Source organism: Pseudomonas sp. AC169 (assembly GCF_979258515.1).
The window spans coordinates 5426831-5441503 of sequence record NZ_OZ409866.1 but is presented as its reverse complement, the minus strand read 5'-3'; the positions used below and the strand labels follow the sequence as shown (position 1 = coordinate 5441503).

The window sequence follows — 14673 nt, the reverse complement described above, 5'->3', positions numbered from 1 at the left end:
CCATAAATACACAGCCCCAAAAAAGGCCTGTATCGGGTGACGCTATGCGCCAAGTCTAGCCGGGCTACCAAACCCGATCGCTGATTCGTCAGCGACCGGACCACAATAGAACCCGCCCCCAAGGCGCACAAGCCGGCGGATTCTGGCGTAGCTGTAGGCAAAGGCGCAAGGATGTGTAGCCTGGGAGAGTGTTTGGAGATGTCTTTTTAAACGTTGGTGTTTATCGAGGCATCACTGCGTCACATCCCTACATCTACAAGTGAAGTTCAGGCAACACTGGGTCAATGGCGGAAAAAAATGCCATCCATGTCTATCCTAAAGCGATGCGATTTTGCAACCAATCGACAAAGTCGACCAAACTGTCCCGGATCGAGTTGCGCGAGTTTTTGCGGGATGGGATTTTGACTGTGCTCGCGCCCAGCGCCCAAAGGGACTTGCCATGAATAACACCTACAATATCTATAAGGTCAAGCACTCCAAGCTCGCTCAGCTAATAGAAAAAATAGCCGGCGTTGGGCTTCACCAGCAGAAAACCCACATCTCAAATGGCTATTCGATGACTTTCTATTTCTCCGAGAAGGTAAAGGGGAATGACATTTGGTGGTGGGATACTTACAAAGATTTTTTCAATGACGATGTCGTGAAACCGACCAATACCTTCCATTTTGGGATGTTGCTGAGTCACCACATTGAAAAACCAGAACAAATCTACGCGGTGAGCCTAGGAAAAGCTCATTTTTATCTTTCCAAGTTAATTCAGTACGATTTCGGAATCGATCTGGCCGTGCGCATGGCGGATGAAAACACTATCTTGCTTAAAAAAAGTCGCTATTTTACGGGGACTAAAAGACAGGACGTATCCTCCTACCAACGTTTCCAACCCAATGGCTATGAGCCCGGCGAGTCGGTCGATCATCTAAAGCTCAGAGCATCGGATAGAGAATTGTGGGGTGAGCGCAACATCATTTTTGCTGACTCTATCCAGATGGATATGGATCGCAATCCACTTGATCTTTCAGAAATATTTGATCGTATAGAGGCCGGTCTGAAAGGTGAAGAAATTATCCGCCTTCCAAAGCTGGAAGCTGTTGCCGATGAGTTGCGTGACGAACTTGATGAACTACTGTTCACGTCCCTAAAAAATCGACAGGGCGATGTTCAAATTGACGAGTTCCAAGTATATGGAGTCGCTATTTGTTTTAGCTTCCATGATTACGACTATCGTCTCTCCGCTAAGAAATCCGGCGATGCAGGAGTGCACCGCAAACATATCGGCAACTCTTTGACAGTTGATAAAATCAGCGACTTCCTCAGTGAACATGAGGACATTGACGATATTAACTCTGTAAGCGTCCAGTTTAAGAGCGGTGATCACGGGGTATTCACACAGGATCTAAAAGAAATACTTGACCTACCGATTGCTTACGACGGCTATCACTATTTTTTAAGGAATGGTGATTGGTATAAATTCAACCAGACGTTCATGGATTATTTAAAGCACTCGTTAGATACAATCGAGACCATTTTAATGGAACCACTCGATGAGGCAGACTACATACATTGGCGCGATGAAAAGCAACGTAAGATTGATGCCGATGAGCCTGTCGATGACAAGCTTATCTATCGCGAATCTTACTTCAATAAAAAACAATGTGCAGAGCAAGGATATACGCTTCTAGATCGACAACTCACACAACTACAGTCGTTGGAGAGAGGTAAGAAGAAATACCGTATAGAGGTAGCCGACCTTTTTAAGGATAGGGAGATCATATCAGTCAAGATATCGGAAACTAGCCCCGAGCTAATTTACAATATTGAACAGTCACGCGACGCCGTTGAGCTCATCAAGCGAGGTGCAATTGATTTTGATCAAGAGTTCGACGCAGCAGCAATCTGGTTTGTGTTTGAAAACGAGATCCAGCGAATTACTGAGTTCAATTCAATACAATTTCTGCTCGCCGTCGAGTCGTGGCAAAAAATGGTTAGAAGCTTCGGCCTCACACCGAGAATCTATATCTCTAAGCATAATAAGTGAGCTTACCTATTTTCTTGATAAACCCACTGCGCATGAAAACGTTAAAATCTGGAAGGCTATGCGCTTATTGTTCCACTACACCATTCTTCAAAAATAAATCAAAGGGGACTGATTTATTTCTCAGGAAATAGATCCGTTCCTGAAGGATCTAAATATCCACCTCAGACAAGTCAATAAAACTGCATTAAACATTTGACTGATTTATTTGCCCACATCGTCGATCACAGGCTCTTCGGCAAACTCGTCCAATACAGAAAAAACTCCATCCAAGTCCTCTTTATAGGAGGCAGTGTAGGCAGATGTGAATACAGATCGACTTTCGACCTCTTTAACTTTTTTACGGATTAGATCTCGATACTGGAGCCAGTATTGGCGCATTTCTTTCGGATCAAACCCAGCTAAGAGTCCTCCTTTCGTAGCAACATAACCCGCTTCTTCCGAACCAGTGAAGAAAGAATTACTCAAATTAGCCAAGCAGTGACCGACAAAATGAAAAATATTATCTTCGTCAACATCTGGATTGAAGCAAAATTCAAATACGTATTTATTCATCAAACTTGCAATGCCCGCAGCATCCTTTTTGCCAACCATATCGTAATAACCGCACCCTACCCCCTTCCCGTGCGGAAGCTCTGAATTAATAAGCTGGTAGATTACAAACGACTTCAAATCGCAACGCTCCGACAAAATCCTTCTACTGAGTGATTCTTCATCTGTGGAAGTAGCCACATCACCAATAGATTGAGCTTCACCGAGAAAATCCTCAGAGGGAGTAATGTCGACTGCTTTGAAAAAATTCTCTTTTGCATCAATGTAATTGGATTTAAATAGAGCAAAAACTTCTTGAGAGAGTTTTCTCATACCCATTAGTGCAAGTTTCTCCACCGAACCGTTTGTAGGCGCATTTGGATCCTGATTTATTATTAGAGCTGAGTGAAGATTATATACCTGCCCCTGCCGATCAGCGCAGCACTGAAGCCTGAACAACATCAAATCATTCCATCCTAAAACCCCACGACTGCCCCCAACAAGTTGCTGTAACAAGCCCTTACCCACGTAAGTGTGCTCGCCAAAAATTCGCCATGCAATTTCAACGATGTTTTCCGGTGAATTGTCTATCCTCTTTCCAACTGCCTGCCCCCAACCCGCACGGTCTAAAAGCCTAATTAAAGAGTAAATAGATCTTTGCCGTAGACCTATACCTTTGTATCCGACTGTAGAGTATCTAGGTAAGTAGCCGACAAGAGTATTAAATGCATCCTCTGCGACAGCCGGTGTGACGTCATAAGCTCTATTTACAAATATTCGCCAGAACTGATCATGTGAGTGCTGCCCCTGCTCTAGCTGAAAGTGCTGGGACGTAAGAACTGAATCTATTGCTTCACCCTTGCGAACCTGCTCAACCGCATTATGATACAGAACATATGTTTTCTGAGGTTCTGGCGTGGCGAATCTCACGATGAGCTTCAGGTAGTTCTCTAGATTTCTGAAAGATTCATGATTGAAGCATGCACGCGTCGCCAACACCGCCTCTTCTACCTCTCTACTGGCGGGGAGATTTAGTGTCTCAACATCAAAAAGTTGTTTTAATAAAAACTTAGCTGGTTCCGGTTGTCCATCCAGCTCTTTTGAAAACTCAGCTGAGTTACTGTAGTCAGACTGCCCATAGAGACGACAAAGCGAGAAAGACCCGGACCGCCCCCCCGTTTCCTCAGCGTAAATACGCCTGAACAACCCAGGGTAACTCAAATGTAAAAGTATAAGATTAATAAGATCACGTTTATTAAAGTCTGTCCGAGCTAAATCACTGCGTTCGAGCTGCATGAGTAGCATGGCGTTAACGACACGTTTTATTTTCCGAAGATTTCCAACAAGAGGAAGATAGCTCGCGGCAAGACTACCATTAAGGATGCTTGCCAACTCAATCAATATTGCCCCCAACTTCACCATCGTATCAGAAGGAATCGAACCCAGTTGATTAGCCTCACGCTGCCAGTCCCTTAGTAAGAAGTCCCGAATACCGGAACTATCGACAAACAAACTAATCTTCACCGTTACGAATTTCTCTAGAAACTCGCGAGCTCTTGAATCCTCTTCATGATTACCGGCAAGTATCTCCGTATCGTAACAAAGCACGTAAGTCGCCTGCGACAACTTGAAGGTACGTCGCGTTGCAAATAGAACCGAATTTATGGTTTTTGCATCTAGACGATCAAGATCATCAATGACAATTATCACCCGACGATCAATACGTCTGAGAACCTCATCAACATCATCCAGGAGCTCATCGACGGTTTCCTGAGACGGTTCCAGCGACAACTTAAAACCGAGAAAGGAAATATCTGCTTTGCCCTTTATTAGTCGCGAGTACCGGGAAGCGGCAGGTCGAAATTCAGGGGCGAATACCTCACGCTGGATTGCAGCTGATAAATCCCTTATCAAGCGTTCTGCAAGATCTGGCTCTGAGGCATAACGAAGAGGTTCAAAACGAACAACAATTGCCCTGTCTTCAGCATTTTCCCAATGCCGCTCTGCGAGGTTTAGAAAGCTTGTCTTACCGACTCCCCATGGGCCGTCGACTCCGAAAACAAGTCCGGCGTGGGCACCACTTGCGAGCACCGTTTCAGCGAACGACTTGGCCTGAGTTTCGCTTAAAAGCACGTCCTCGCTTTTGTCAAATATTTCCTCATCAGCAATAAAATAAAGTTGCGGAATCGTTTTCTTAGTTCTAGGCCAGTACTGCTGCACCAAGGGCGACATCAGCACCGTACAGAGTAGAATAAGCAATGCTGGTGTCCAATATGGATCCACAGCGTTTAATATCATATGAAACTTTACCAGCAATGGGGAAATGAGTTCGTTGACCCAGATGCCGACACCAACTGCAATCAACAAATCGACTCGAAAGCTACGAACTATTTTTGCAGACTCGAGAAATGCCCCTCGTGTTAAAGCGTATGCAAAACAAAGAACTAGCACGATTAAAACAATATGCAACTGTACAACAAAGGCGACATCCTGCAACAGCGGAGCAAAGTTTTCACCAAGATAGGAAGCAACTCTCCATACTTCCGCACCAATAAACCCTACAACGAGCGCTCTGACAAAGACCAGAAATTCAGGCATTTTCATCATTGGCTTTACATTTGCCATTTACTCCCCCTATTGCACGACCAAAGCTCTATTTCTTGAGAAAACAATTAGCTAACAGAACTGATTATTTCTAAACTCTACCCTGTCAACAACAACAACAACAACAACAACAACAACAACAACAACAACAACAACAACAACAACAACACATCTGCACACTGCCCCCATCAGAAAACTGGAGCTCAAAAACACGACCAACAACATAATCCATAAGCAACAAACTCAACCCCAAACATAAGTCACAAAAAAACCCTACGCAAGAGATATATAGCTCGTCCCCAGTACGACTCGTTGACGAAAGGTTAGTTGATATTCGAGTGTCTGCCACAGACCGAAAACTGGCCGTATGTGAAGGGCAGGTTTTTACCGAAGGCAACTACGAACATCCCTGGCTTATTCGTTCTCTTCTTTTGCAAAAACGCTTTGAGCTGACATCCGATCAAAAGAAAAAAACAACCAGCTTCAACCTGCAGATCACGGCCTAGTCAGCCTCGGCAAAACCACCCCTTCCGCCAACCTCTCCACCCCCAACCGCACCCTCTCCCCACCCTGCTCAATCACCACCCCATCCCCCTCTACCGCCACCAACTTCACCCCAGGCCCAACCTTCTCCCCCTGCAAAAAACTCCTCGGCGGCCCATCGTTCAGACTCAGTATCGCCACCGCCCCCCGACTCCCCGCCATCACCCCGCTCACCTTGATGTCAATCGGCGCCGTTTGATTGGAAAACCACTGCAACGCCGGGCTATCACTTCGCGCCGCGAGCAATTGTGGGGCCGCTGCCGGGGTGTGGGATTCGGCGGTGGTCAGCAGCAGCGACGACCATGTCGCCACGCCGACCAGTGCCGCGAGCAGCGCGAGGGCCTGGACCATTTGGGGTGGGGAAACGCGTGCGGTGAAGGTCATGGGTTGAATCTCCTTTTTATCCCTGCTGTCAGCCTACGCGGCAATTCTCTCCGTTTTATTTCACACGCCTTACATGTTGGCCGTGCACGATGGCGCAGGACGCAAAGGAGCGCGCGCGCGATGAACAGGCAAGAGGGTTTTACGCTGATCGAGTTGATGGTGGTGTTGGTGATCATCGGCATCGCCAGTGCGGCGATCAGCCTGAGTATCAAGCCCGATCCGCTGCAGTTGCTGCGCAAGGATGCCGAGCGTGTGGCGCAGTTGCTGCAGGTGGCGCAGGCGGAGGCTCGTGCGGATGGGCGACCGATTGTGTGGGTGAGTGATGCCAAGGGGTTTCGGTTTAGTCGGCGCAGTGACAGTGGCAAGGGATTTGATCATTTCGCGCAGGATCCGCAGTTGCGGCCGCGTGCCTGGCAGAGTCCGAAGATGGAGGTGCGGGTGGAGCCGAAACAGAAGGTTGTGCTGAACGCTGAGTGGATCAATCCGCCGCTGCAACTGACGTTGTCGGATGGGTTGAATCGCTTGAGTGTGCTGCGTGATGGCAGCGGAAGGATCAGCCTGCAATGAAGCGCCAGCAAGGGTTTACGTTGATTGAGGTGATGGTCGCGATTTTGTTGATGGCGGTGGTGAGTCTGATTGCCTGGCGGGGGCTGGACAGTGTGACGCGGGCGGACAGTCATTTGCAGTCGAGCAGTGAGCAGAGTGACGGTTTGTTGCGGGCGTTGAATCAGTTGCAGCGGGATGTGGAGATGCGCGCGGGGATTGAGTTGACCGAGCCGAAGAAGGTTGGCGTGGATGATGAGCCGCCGAGCGCCCCGCCCGCTCTGACTGTGCGCAGTAGCGACAGTAAGGGTTTTCGGCTGGACATCATTCGCACGGCGGCGGATCAGCCGGGGGCGTTGCAGCGGGTGCGGTGGTGGGTCAAGGGTGACACGTTGTATCGGGCGGTGGCTGAGGCGCGGAGTCGATATCCGTTGCCGGCGCCTGGGAATGGGGTGGCTGTTTTGAGTGATGTGAGTGATGTGCAGGTGCGGGTTTGGGAGGTGGATAAGGGGTGGCGGCAGTTGAGCGGGAATCGGCGGGAGGATCCGTTGGGGTTGGAGATTCGGTTGAGTCGGGGGACGGCGCAGGGTGTGGAGAAGTATCGGCAGGTGATTGGGCCGTTGGAGTGACATATATCCCTTCTGATCGGATATTCCTGTAGGAGCTGCCGAAGGCTGCGATCTTTTGACTTTGATTTTGAAGATCAAAAGATCGCAGCCTTCGGCAGCTCCTACATTTGGATTGGGGGTAGTCAGTTGGGGGGTGGTTGGCTGTGAGGCCGCAATCGCTGGCAAGCCAGCTCCCACAGGGGGTGGTGATGTGTTGGCGGGTGTGGGTTAGCTGAGGACGACGACGCCGCCGGGTAGTTCGGTGCATTTGACGCCGTAGGCATCGCGAATCAGCAGTGCGACGCCGGCGAGTTGGTCGAGGCTGAAGCGGGCCTGGACGCGGCGTTGGCCGAGCTCACGGTTGAGCAGCAGCAACATGCCGGGGCGGTAGCGGTTGATTTCGTCGATCATCTGGCTGAGGGTGGCGCCGTTGAAGACCAGCACTTGTTGGCGCCAGTTCATCACGGCGGCCGTGTCGACGCTTTGTACGCTGCCGACTTGCCGCGCGTCGTAGGTCACTTGCTGGCCCGGTTCAAGGCGCAGGCTGCGGCCTTCTACGTCGACTTCAACTGCGCCGTCGAGGCAGGTCACACAAACTTGCTGATCGGTGTTGCGCAGGTTGAAACGTGCCTGACTGGCGCGCAACCACCCTCCTCCAGCCTGCATCGCCAGCGGCAAGCGTGCGGTCTGCACTTCGACTTCGCCGCTGACCAGTTCAAAGCCTTGCACACCGTTATCGATGGAGCGCTGATTGATCCGCGTCTGAGTATTCAGCTCCAGGCTCACACCCTGCGCCGGTTCGAAGCGGCGCTGTTGGCCGACTTCAGTAATGTAGTCAGCACCCAGCCCTTCAAAGCCACCCGGAATCGTCCCGCGCACCAAGAAAAAAGCCGCCGATGCGGCAATCGCCCCACCGAGAAAAGCACGTCGACCAAACCCGCGCGGCGCCTGCATTTGCTCCACGGCCGGTTGCAGTTGCTGCCACAACCGCTTGGCCTCGTCGAACGCGCGGGCATGCTCGGCGCTCTGCGCGCACCATTCGCGCAGGGCGCGGGCGTCGGCCACGGTGGCGCGGCCGGAGGTCAGCAGGACCAGCCAGTCGCGGGCTTCACTGTGCAGATTGTCGGCCACCGATGGCTCGGCAGGTGTCAGTCGAAAGATGTTCAAACGCGCAGATTCTCAACGAATTGATCGGGCACTATTCAGAAGACGGTTTTCCGGCCCCGCGACCGAACCGCTGAAACACTTTTCTTTCCAGTTTCGCGGCGCAGAAGCTCAACGCGGCTTTGATTTCCTTCTCGACCATGCGCGTGGAGATGCCAAAACGCTGCGAGATTTCCAGATGCGGCGCCTCTTCCAGGCGCGCCGCGATGAAGATTCGGCGACGGCGGGCGGGCAGTTCGTAGAGGGCGCTGAGCAGCGACTGGATTTCCTTTTGCCCACCGACCACGCGCGCTGGATCAAGGGCTTCGTCGCCGATTTGCAGCAGCTCTTCGACTTCCTCGCCAGTGAGCAGGCGCGCGTCGGCCTGACGGCGGTCGGCGGCGATGTTCAGGGCCATGCGATAGAGGTAGGCATTGGGCCGCAAGACGTTCGGCGGCGTCTCCATGCGGTCGACGCGCAGGTAGGTTTCGTGCAGCACGTCGTTGGCCAGATCTTCCGAACCGAGACGCCGGCGCAGGCGCACCCGAAAGTCCTCGTAGGACGTCAGGAACAGTTGGACCATCGAACCTTGTCCGGTGTCTTTCATCCCCCGGAAACTCCTTCCCATTTGGTGCATTCCATGCGTTTCCCTGACGACTCCGGTAACAACAGCAACGTGACCGGCTGACGCAAGGCACTGGGCGTCGGCCGGTCGATCTTGAGGTTGCGAAAACTTTCCACCAGCGCGTTGTCGCGCCGTACATCTCCGGTCGAAGTGACCAACCGGTTGTGCTGCACCACGCCATCGCGGCCGACCCAGACTTGCAACACCGCGCGATAACTGCCCGGACGGGTCAGCGGCGAGAGGCACAGGTTGCGCTCGATCGCCGCTTGCACCGCCGTGGCGTAACTGCGGTTGACGGCGACGCTTTCCGGCGTCTGTTTTTGTGCCGGCGCCGGCACGTCTTCGACTTGCGCCACTTGCAAGGTAAACGCATCGTCACGGGCATACCGCGCCATCAAGCCACTGCCGCCGAGCAAGCGACGCAAGGCATCGGCAGCGGTGTATTCACCGTCCACCGCCAGCGAGCGACGACCGCGACTCAACTGGCTGTCGACCAGCACCGCAACGCCAGTGGCATGGCTGTACTGATCCAGCGCGTGCGCCAGATCCTGTGCCGGAATGTGCAGCGTCATGCGCAAGTCCGCCGGCACCGCGTCGGCCATGGCGTGGCCCGCCGCACAGCCAAGCAGCCACCCCAGACACATCCGGCGCACAAGCCTCGTTGAACGCTGAAAACCGTCCGTGGAATTGCCTCGCTGCACGGCTGACGAATCCTTGGAAATCGTCATCCTGAGGGCTGTTTATGAATCTGGTGTGACGGGCGGTGCAAAAAAACCATCACGGGAATTGCGCACGGCTTGCACTAGACTCAAGCCATAGCGCGGCCCCGTCGGGCCGGCCAGGAGGCGAGCATGAACACACTGTGGCGATTGAGCCTTGGCGGGCTGTTGTTGATGGCGCTGTCGAGCGCTTATGCGGAGCAGCCGTTGGGATGTGTCGAGGTAACGGTCGGCGGTTACAAGGCGCCGAATTACGACTGTTTGAGCCAGCAGATGGGCAACAACCCGGAAGGCGCTGCGGCGGCGCAGAAGAATCAAGAGGCGCTGAACGTGCCGGTGAACAAGCGGCCACCGAATCAGGTTGGGTTGGCGACACCAGCGGCGACCAGTACGCGGATGGGCAATACCTTTGGCACTTCCGTGAAACCGCAGCGCCCACCGCAATGATTTTGATCTTGATCGTTCCCACGCGCAGCAAAGGAATGCAGCCCGGGACGCTCCGCGTCCCATCCGGAGCCGAACGCGGAGCGTCCGTTGAGGCATTCCCACGCAGAGCGTGGGAACGATCCTGTGGTGTTCAGTCGCTTACCGATCGTTCCTACGCTCCGCGTGGGAATGCAGCCCGGGACGCTCTGCGTCCCATCCAGAGCCGAACGCGAAGCGTCCGTTGAGGCATTCCCACGCGGAGCGTGGGAACGATCAATGCGCGGCTCAATCGCTAGGGGTTTGGCGGAAGCTCACCGCGAGGCGGTTCCAGCTGTTGATGGTGGTCACGGCCATCGTCAGGTCGACCAGTTCGCCTTCGCTGAATTGCTCGCGCGCCTGCTGATACACCTCATCCGGCACTCGGCTCTCCGCCAACAACGTCACCGCCTCAGCCCAGGCCAGCGCCGCACGCTCACGCGGATTGAAGAAGTTGCTGTCGCGCCACACCGCAATCGCATACAGCCGCCGATCACTCTCCCCGGCCCGCCGCGCGTCCACCGAGTGCATGTCGGTGCAGAACGCGCAGCCATTGAGCTGCGAGGCACGGATGCGGATCAGTTGCAGCAGCTGCTGCTCGATACTGAGGTTGGCGGTCAGCGCCTCCATGGCAATCATCGCTTTCATCGCCTTGGGCGAAGCGTTGTAGTAATCCAGGCGCGGGGACATGGCGGTTCTCGGTGGACGGAATAATGAGTTCACCGTAAACGCCGAGAGCGATGCATTACAGCCCCAATTTGGCGAATTGTGGGTACACCACTGAATCGCGGATCCACACGATACCTGTGGGAGCGAGCTTGCTCGCGAAAGCGCCAATCCAGACACCCAATTCGGCGACTGACACACCGCATTCGCGAGCAAGCTCGCTCCCACAGGGGATCTAGGCCAATTTCGGGTTTTTCGGATAGGCAACTATTGTGGATCACCCAACAGCGGTAATCTGGCGGGCACGCCAAATAGCCTCAGGAGCCTCGTCGGTATGGAACTTCACGTCGTGATCAACGGCCGCAAGGATCTTGCCGGTCAGTTGTATCAGCAACTGCGCGGGGCCATCGAATCCGGACGCTTGGCCGCTGGCACGCAACTACCGCCCAGCCGTCTGCTCGCCGAGCAACTGGGTATCTCGCGCAAGACCATCTCCGATACCTACGCGCAACTGACCTACGAAAACTTCCTCACCGGGGTGATCGGCAAAGGCACCTACGTCAACGCGCGTCCGGCGCAGATCCAGCGCAAGCAAAGCCACAGCGAACTGGCCAGCGCCGAGGTGATCGAGAGCTGGCGCAATCTGCCGGTGTTTCTGCGTCACCCGACACTTGAAGGTTCGCTGCGCTACGACTTCATCGGTGGCGCGACCAGCAAAGGCCAGTTTCCGCAGGATGACTGGCGCCGTTGCGTCGCCCATGCGATGCGCCAGATGAGCCAGTCGAAAGGCTTCTACAGCGTGGCCGAAGGCCTGCCGGCGCTGCGCAATGCGATTGCCCGGCACATCGCGTTTTCCCGAGGGATCAACTGTCAGGATGAAGACATCGTCGTGTGCAATGGCGCACAGCAGGCGCTGGATCTGATCACCCGTGTGTTGATCCGCCCGGGCAGTCTGGTGGCGATGGAAGACCCCGGTTATCCGCCGGCTCGCTTGCTGTTCGGCACCCATGGCGCCACGGTGGTCGGAGTGCCGGTGGACGCTGAAGGGATCGTCGTCGAGCAGATTCCCGACGGCACGCGACTGATTTATGTAACGCCATCGCATCAGTTTCCACTGGGCATGCCAATGAGTCAGGCGCGCCGTGAAGCCTTGCTGGCTCGCGCCCATGAATTGGGCGCGATCATCATCGAGGACGACTATGACAGTGAGTTTCGCTACGAAGGCCGGCCGACCGATTCGCTGTTCAACCTCGACCAGCGCGGCATCGTTGCCTACGTCGGCACGTTCTCGAAAACCCTGCTGCCGGAGTTGCGCCTGGGTTATGCGATCCTGCCGCCGGCGATTCTCGAAGCGGTGATCCGCGCCAAGCAGCTTACCGATCTGCACGCCTCGACCCTGCCGCAGTGGGCGCTAGCCAAGTTCATCGCCGAGGGTTGCCTGCTCAAGCATATCCGCCGCTGCCACGCCATTTATGCCCAGCGCCGTGAACGGATTCTGGCGCGCATGGCGGATGATCTGGCGCCATGGCTGGAGGCGGTACCGGCCAGCGCCGGATTTCATATGGCGGTGTTCTGCAAAGTGCCGATCGACTTGCCGCTGGTAATCGAACTGGCAAAAAAAGTCGAAGTCGGGCTGTACTCGATCAACGGTTTCTATCATCAACAACCGGCGAAAAACGGCCTGTACTTCGGCTTCGGCGCCATCGAAACACTGGACATTGATATCGCTCTGGATCGTCTGCGCGACATCCTCGAACAGATGTCATGAGCCTTTGGTATAACGCATTTACTGCCGATTGGTTATTGGTGATTCACGACGGCAGGCCTATCCTGCACAGGCGTTATCCCTCAATGAGCAGGATTCGTCCGGCCTGATTCAGGAGTGTGAGCAATGTCCAACGAAGTGATCAATACGGTCCAGGTGCAGGCTGCCGCCGGCCGCTCGGATGAACTGGGCAGGCAACTGCAGAAGATCGTCGAAACCCTGCGTGAAACGCCGGGCTGCGATTCCTATCTGGTCGACCGCTGCCCCGAGGACAGCCACCGCTGGACGGTCAGTGCCCGCTGGCAGTCGGAAGCAGCGATGCAGGCGCATTTCAACCGGCCCGAGGCGCAGGGGTTTATTGACTTGATCGATAGCCGGTTGGCCAATAGCGTCGATTTCAATAGTTTTCCCATCGTCTGATCTGACGCCTTCGCGAGCAGGCTCGCTCCCACAGGGTTATTGGTTGTTCACAAGATAAGTGAATGACCGCAGAACCTGTGGGAGCGAGCTTGCTCGCGAAGGCGTACTCCGCCACACCGATAGCCTTTCTGACCCCCCGCCAATTGGTCACCTGATCTTCCCGAATATTGGCCGTTTGAATGCTCCGCCCCCCGGACTACCGTGATCAGCAACACCTCCATCATCACAGGTAACCCGCCATGAAAATCCTGCCCTTCTTCGCCGCCGCCCTCACCCTGAGCCTCTGCACCTCGGCCGCTTTCGCCCACGACCCATCGGAAAAAGTCACCGTGCTGCAAGACCAGATGCTGAAAAACGCCCCCGGCAAAAAAGCCATGATGATCGAGGTCGACTACAAACCCGGTCAGTCCTCCATCGCCCATAAACACGACGGTACCGCCATGGCCTATGTGCTGGAAGGCGAAGTGATTTCCCAAGTGAAAGGCGAACAGGCGATCACCTACAAGAAGGGCCAGTTTTGGTACGAGCCGGCCGGCTCCGAGCATCTGGTGTCGAAAAATGCCAGCCAGACCAAGCCTGCCAAGTTGCTGGTATTCATGGTTTTGGCCCCGGATGAGCAAGTGCTGATCCCGTTGAAAAACTGATGGCTGTTTAACCAGCCATAAATAAACGGGCGCAAATCGAAGATTGGCGCCCGTTTATTTCCCCGGGTAATTAACTGTTATGGGTTAAAGCGAATAAAACTATTATTCGGCTTTTATTACAGCAAATTGTCAGCTTGGCGGGTTTAGTCTGAATTAACTGTCGTCTGCGACGGCATTTCAAACTTTCCGACTGATGTTGTTTCACGGGAGAAACACCATGAAACTTGCGCTCACCAGTGTCTTGGCGATATCGGTTTTAGCTCTGTCAGCCTGTTCAGTCCCCACCGCGCCCCAAGCAGTTTCCTCACTGGACACAATGCTCCCCCATCCCACCGGCCGCAGCAGCGCCACCCAGGTAAAAAGCGGTCCCGGCGTGTCGCTCGGCGTGGTTTACAGCCCAAGTACGCAGACCAACCGCGAATACTTGCGCGACTATCAGGCCAACGCCGGCACCGGTTTCGGCCAGAGCCTGCTGATGCAACCGATCCACGACGCCTACGTCGCCAGTTCGAAACCGGACATGGCCGTGGAATGGGTCAATGCCTCACTGCAACGCCAGTTCGGCTCGGTAACGGTCTACCCAGACATGCAAAGCCTGCGTGTGGCCAGACCGGATGTGACCGCGATCGTCGACACCCACAGCCAGTTGATCACCTCGCGCAGCTCCGATATCAAGGCGGATGTCAGTGCCGATTTTTATGATGCGCAGTTGAACTATATCGGTACGGCGAAAGGTTCGGAGGCGCGAGAACTGACGCCGGTGTGGGCGGACTTCAAGCGTTCGGAAGAAATTGTTGCGGATATTAATCAGCAGCACGATGTGCAAGTTCGGGCGCTGCAGAAGTTTGACCAGTCGCTCAACAATTTAGTGGCCAGACCTGCGGATAAAGTGTCGATGCTCGATAGTAAACAGTCATCTAAGTTGTATTGATATCAAGGGACTCTTCGCGAGCAAGCTCGCTCCCACAGGGGGAATGCATTTCA

At 54.1% G+C, this 14673-nt stretch carries 14 protein-coding genes; 8 read left to right on the top strand and 6 right to left on the bottom strand.

Annotated features, from left to right (window positions below):
* The first annotated feature begins 439 nt into the window (after positions 1–439).
* Positions 440–2035 (top strand): DUF6119 family protein, encoded by a 1596-nt coding sequence (locus tag ACZZ0G_RS24360; protein WP_463557835.1) that lies wholly within the window; start codon positions 440–442, stop codon positions 2033–2035.
* Positions 2036–2236: 201 nt separating this feature from the next.
* Here ACZZ0G_RS24360 and ACZZ0G_RS24355 read toward each other — a convergent pair whose 3' ends face one another.
* Together ACZZ0G_RS24355 and ACZZ0G_RS24350 are read right to left on the bottom strand one after the other, a co-directional pair.
* Entirely contained in the window at positions 2237–5188 is a 2952-nt protein-coding gene (locus ACZZ0G_RS24355; RefSeq protein ID WP_463557834.1) for a KAP family NTPase, read from the bottom strand.
* Between the two features lie 474 nt (positions 5189–5662).
* Complete coding sequence (locus ACZZ0G_RS24350; RefSeq protein ID WP_463557833.1) at positions 5663–6094, bottom strand: type II secretion system protein N; 432 nt, start codon at positions 6092–6094, stop codon at positions 5663–5665.
* 120 nt (positions 6095–6214) lie between these two features.
* Here ACZZ0G_RS24350 and gspH point away from each other — a divergent pair, with 120 nt between their 5' ends.
* Together gspH and ACZZ0G_RS24340 are read left to right on the top strand one after the other, a co-directional pair.
* Positions 6215–6661 carry a type II secretion system minor pseudopilin GspH gene (gspH, locus tag ACZZ0G_RS24345; protein ID WP_038369315.1) on the top strand — a complete coding sequence of 149 codons (447 nt, stop codon included), beginning with the start codon at positions 6215–6217 and terminating at the stop codon, positions 6659–6661.
* Positions 6658–7266, top strand: coding sequence for a prepilin-type N-terminal cleavage/methylation domain-containing protein (locus tag ACZZ0G_RS24340; RefSeq protein WP_463557832.1), 609 nt, complete (start codon positions 6658–6660; stop codon positions 7264–7266). Before gspH ends, ACZZ0G_RS24340 begins: the two co-directional genes overlap by 4 nt.
* A 207-nt stretch (positions 7267–7473) precedes the next feature.
* Here ACZZ0G_RS24340 and ACZZ0G_RS24335 read toward each other — a convergent pair whose 3' ends face one another.
* Genes ACZZ0G_RS24335 through ACZZ0G_RS24325 form a run of 3 tightly spaced genes read right to left on the bottom strand, consistent with a single transcriptional unit; the run spans position 7474 to position 9657 of the window.
* Positions 7474–8412, bottom strand: a complete 939-nt coding sequence (locus ACZZ0G_RS24335; RefSeq protein ID WP_463557831.1) for a FecR family protein — start codon at positions 8410–8412, stop codon at positions 7474–7476.
* 31 nt (positions 8413–8443) lie between these two features.
* Complete coding sequence (locus ACZZ0G_RS24330) at positions 8444–8995, bottom strand: RNA polymerase sigma factor (RefSeq protein ID WP_463557830.1); 552 nt, start codon at positions 8993–8995, stop codon at positions 8444–8446.
* The gene (locus ACZZ0G_RS24325) at positions 8992–9657 is read right to left on the bottom strand and encodes a secretin and TonB N-terminal domain-containing protein (protein WP_463557829.1); all 666 of its coding nucleotides are present in this window, start codon (positions 9655–9657) and stop codon (positions 8992–8994) included. Before ACZZ0G_RS24325 ends, ACZZ0G_RS24330 begins: the two co-directional genes overlap by 4 nt.
* 207 nt (positions 9658–9864) lie before the next feature.
* Here ACZZ0G_RS24325 and ACZZ0G_RS24320 point away from each other — a divergent pair, with 207 nt between their 5' ends.
* Positions 9865–10179: a hypothetical protein gene (locus ACZZ0G_RS24320; RefSeq protein ID WP_134173621.1), complete on the top strand. Its 315-nt coding sequence runs from the start codon at positions 9865–9867 to the stop codon at positions 10177–10179.
* A 264-nt stretch (positions 10180–10443) separates the two neighbouring features.
* Here ACZZ0G_RS24320 and ACZZ0G_RS24315 read toward each other — a convergent pair whose 3' ends face one another.
* Positions 10444–10884, bottom strand: a complete 441-nt coding sequence (locus tag ACZZ0G_RS24315) for a carboxymuconolactone decarboxylase family protein (protein ID WP_463557828.1) — start codon at positions 10882–10884, stop codon at positions 10444–10446.
* 310 nt (positions 10885–11194) lie between these two features.
* On the opposite strand from ACZZ0G_RS24315, the gene pdxR reads away from it, so the two are divergent.
* The 4 genes from pdxR (at position 11195) to ACZZ0G_RS24295 (ending at position 14620) form a co-directional block, all read left to right on the top strand.
* Positions 11195–12628, top strand: a complete 1434-nt coding sequence (gene pdxR / locus ACZZ0G_RS24310) for a MocR-like pyridoxine biosynthesis transcription factor PdxR (RefSeq protein WP_463557827.1) — start codon at positions 11195–11197, stop codon at positions 12626–12628.
* Positions 12629–12751: 123 nt separating this feature from the next.
* A complete protein-coding gene (locus ACZZ0G_RS24305; protein ID WP_016984406.1) occupies positions 12752–13045 on the top strand; it encodes a putative quinol monooxygenase in 294 nt (97 codons plus the stop codon).
* 239 nt (positions 13046–13284) lie between these two features.
* Positions 13285–13689 (top strand): cupin domain-containing protein, encoded by a 405-nt coding sequence (locus ACZZ0G_RS24300; protein ID WP_463557826.1) that lies wholly within the window; start codon positions 13285–13287, stop codon positions 13687–13689.
* Positions 13690–13906: 217 nt separating this feature from the next.
* Positions 13907–14620 carry an ATPase gene (locus ACZZ0G_RS24295; RefSeq protein ID WP_463557825.1) on the top strand — a complete coding sequence of 238 codons (714 nt, stop codon included), beginning with the start codon at positions 13907–13909 and terminating at the stop codon, positions 14618–14620.
* Positions 14621–14673 lie beyond the last annotated feature (53 nt).

Coding starts and splice junctions, on each gene's coding strand:
- ACZZ0G_RS24360 (WP_463557835.1), top strand. CDS start 440: ATGAATAACACCTACAATATCTATAAGGTCAAGCACTCCAAGCTCGCT.
- pdxR (WP_463557827.1), top strand. CDS start 11,195: ATGGAACTTCACGTCGTGATCAACGGCCGCAAGGATCTTGCCGGTCAG.
- ACZZ0G_RS24325 (WP_463557829.1), bottom strand. CDS start 9,657: ATGTGTCTGGGGTGGCTGCTTGGCTGTGCGGCGGGCCACGCCATGGCC.
- ACZZ0G_RS24350 (WP_463557833.1), bottom strand. CDS start 6,094: ATGACCTTCACCGCACGCGTTTCCCCACCCCAAATGGTCCAGGCCCTC.
- ACZZ0G_RS24320 (WP_134173621.1), top strand. CDS start 9,865: ATGAACACACTGTGGCGATTGAGCCTTGGCGGGCTGTTGTTGATGGCG.
- ACZZ0G_RS24355 (WP_463557834.1), bottom strand. CDS start 5,188: ATGGCAAATGTAAAGCCAATGATGAAAATGCCTGAATTTCTGGTCTTT.
- ACZZ0G_RS24305 (WP_016984406.1), top strand. CDS start 12,752: ATGTCCAACGAAGTGATCAATACGGTCCAGGTGCAGGCTGCCGCCGGC.
- ACZZ0G_RS24340 (WP_463557832.1), top strand. CDS start 6,658: ATGAAGCGCCAGCAAGGGTTTACGTTGATTGAGGTGATGGTCGCGATT.
- ACZZ0G_RS24330 (WP_463557830.1), bottom strand. CDS start 8,995: ATGAAAGACACCGGACAAGGTTCGATGGTCCAACTGTTCCTGACGTCC.
- ACZZ0G_RS24295 (WP_463557825.1), top strand. CDS start 13,907: ATGAAACTTGCGCTCACCAGTGTCTTGGCGATATCGGTTTTAGCTCTG.
- ACZZ0G_RS24315 (WP_463557828.1), bottom strand. CDS start 10,884: ATGTCCCCGCGCCTGGATTACTACAACGCTTCGCCCAAGGCGATGAAA.
- ACZZ0G_RS24300 (WP_463557826.1), top strand. CDS start 13,285: ATGAAAATCCTGCCCTTCTTCGCCGCCGCCCTCACCCTGAGCCTCTGC.
- gspH (WP_038369315.1), top strand. CDS start 6,215: ATGAACAGGCAAGAGGGTTTTACGCTGATCGAGTTGATGGTGGTGTTG.